The organism is Micromonospora sp. D75, assembly GCF_018070405.1.
GTDB lineage: Bacteria > Actinomycetota > Actinomycetes > Mycobacteriales > Micromonosporaceae > Micromonospora > Micromonospora chalcea.
Map to the genome: position 1 here is coordinate 1 of NZ_JAGPXV010000885.1, position 1,854 is coordinate 1,854.

Consider the following 1,854-nt stretch of genomic DNA (forward strand, 5'->3'; position numbering starts at 1 on the left):
GCTGCACGCCCTGGCCGAACTGCACGTGCACGGGATGCCGGTGACCTGGACGCAGTGGTTCGCCGACACCGGCGCGCGCCGCGTCGACCTGCCCACGTACGCCTTCCAGCACCAGCGCTACTGGCCCACCGCCGGCCGGGCGCGTACGGGCGACGTGTCCGGGGCCGGACTCGGCCGCACCGGGCACCCGCTGCTCGGCGCGACAGTGGACCTGGCCGGCGACGACGAGATGGTGCTGACCGGCCGGCTCTCCCTGACCACGCACCCGTGGCTGGCCGACCACACGGTCTCCGGGCTGACGCTCGTACCCGGCACGGCCCTGGTCGAGCTGGCCGTACGGGCCGGCGACGAGGTGGGCCTCTCCCGGCTGCGGGAGCTGACCATGGCCGCCCCGCTGGTGCTCCCCGAATCCGGCGGCGTACGCATTCAGGTGCGGGTGTCCACGTCGGAGTCGCCGCAACGTCCCGTCGCCGTCTACTCCCGCCCCGACGACGATCCCGAGGCGGGCTGGACCCGGCACGCGGAGGGTGTGCTGGAGGCGTCCACCGCCGACGAGCCCGACACGATCACCTGGCCCCCCGCCCCGACGTCGGAGGTGGACCTCGCGGGGTGGTACGCGACGCTGGCGGAGCACGGCCTGGCGTACGGGCCGGTCTTCCAGGGACTCCAGCGCGCCTGGGTCGGCCGCGACGAACTGTTCGCCGAGGTGGCCCTGCCGGAGGCCGCCGCCACGGAGAGCGCCGGATTCGGCGTGCACCCGGCGCTGCTGGACGCCGCCCTGCACCCGATCGGGCTGCTGCTCGGTGGCGAGGAATCGAGCGGACCACGGGTGCCGTTCGCCTTCGAGGGCGTGCAGGTCCACGCCGCAGGCGCGGGGACGCTGCGGGTGCGCCTGACCCGCGACGGCTCCGGGCTGCGGCTGGCCGCGTACGACGAGGTGGGCGCGCCGGTCGTGTCGATGGACTCCCTCGTCCTGCGAGAGCTGACCGGCGCGGCCGCGCCGGGCGTGGCCTCGCGGTCGCTGTTCGAGCTGCGGTGGCCGGCCGTGCAGGCCGCACCCGCCGGGGAGCTTTCCGGATGGGCGCTGGTGACCGGCGGCCTGGAGCTGCCGGCACCGGTAGGAATGCCCACGTACGCCGACGTGGCGACGGTCGCGGGGGACGGACTCGTCCCCCGGACGCTGCTGCTGCCGGTGTTCCCCGCGCCCGGCGCGGCGACGCCGGAGTCGGTCCGGGCAGTGACCTCGGACGTGCTGGCGACGGTGCAGTCCTGGCTCGCGGCGGACGCCCTGGCGGACTCGCGGCTCGTGGTCGTGACCCGGGGTGCGGTGTCGATCGGCGACGGCGACCGGGTGACCGACCTGGCGAGCGCGGCGGTGTGGGGTCTGCTGCGGTCGGCGCAGTCGGAGCACCCGGGCCGCATGGTCCTCGCGGACGTCGACGGCGACCTGGACGCCGCGCTGGTTGCCCTGCTGGACGGCGTCCTGCGGGAACCGGCCACGACCGGCGGCCAGCTCGCCGTCCGCGAGGGCGCGGTGTACTCGCCGCGCCTGGTCCGGGCCGGCGTCACGGCCGCGCAGACGCCCAGCCTGGGTGACGGCGCGGTGCTGGTGACCGGCGGTACGGGTGCGCTCGGGGCGCTGGTCGCGGAGCACCTGGTGTCGGTGCACGGCGTGCGGTCGCTGGTGCTCGTGTCGCGGCGCGGTCCGGAAGCCGCCGGTGCGGGCGAGCTGTCGGTGCGGGTGTCCGCGCGGGGCGCGGCCGTGCGGATCGCCGCCGGTGACGTGTCCGACCGGGCGCAGGTCGCCGCTTTGGTTGCCGCGGTCTCCGCCGAGGGTCGGGTGGCGGGTGTCGT

Annotated in this window: 1 protein-coding gene; it reads left to right on the forward strand. The window is 76.3% G+C overall.

What is annotated here, in order from left to right; translation table 11 throughout:
• On the forward strand, positions 1-1,854 hold a 1,854-nt coding region (locus KBX39_RS30315), incomplete at both ends, for a polyketide synthase dehydratase domain-containing protein (RefSeq protein ID WP_210873829.1).